The organism is Polaromonas sp. P1_E3 (assembly GCF_056405935.1).
The window spans coordinates 1-539 of record NZ_JBFUBD010000853.1 but is presented as its reverse complement, the minus strand read 5'-3'; the positions used below and the strand labels follow the sequence as shown (position 1 = coordinate 539).

At 54.4% G+C, this 539-nt stretch carries 1 protein-coding gene; it reads right to left on the bottom strand.

From position 1 onward, the window contains the following. Nucleotides 1-539 (bottom strand): POTRA domain-containing protein (locus AC1D0Z_RS23950; protein ID WP_477660594.1); only part of this gene is annotated, 539 nt, incomplete at both ends.

The following is a 539-nucleotide window of genomic DNA, read 5'->3' as shown; positions in this document are numbered from 1 at the left end:
CGATGGTACTGAGCACAATCTGGCGGTTTGACTTGCTGGTATTGACCTCAACACCCAGGTAGTTGCCGGAACCAAAAACGTTTTCCTGCTTGATACCAAATACCAATGAGAGGCTGTCTGCGCTGGAATACCCCGCCCCCAGCTGCAAATTGCCGGTCGGCTTCTCAACTACGTTGACCGTGATGTCGACCTGGTCGTTTGTACCGGTCACTTCCTGCGTCTCTACATTCACATCCGTAAAGAAACCCAGGCGGTCAACACGGTCACGCGAAAGCCGGATTTTGTCGCCGTCGTACCAGGACGACTCAAATTGGCGAAACTCGCGCCGTACAACCTCATCGCGTGTGCGGTTGTTTCCAGCCACGTTAATACGCCGTACGTAAGCACGGCGGGATGGTTCTGCCTGAAGCACAAATGCCACGCGGTTATTGACCCGGTCAATTTCGGGAATCGCTTCAACACGGGCGAAGGCGTAGCCGAAAGTGCCGAAGTAATCGCTGAAAGCCTTGGTCGTCTCAGCCACCTCATCGGCGTTATAG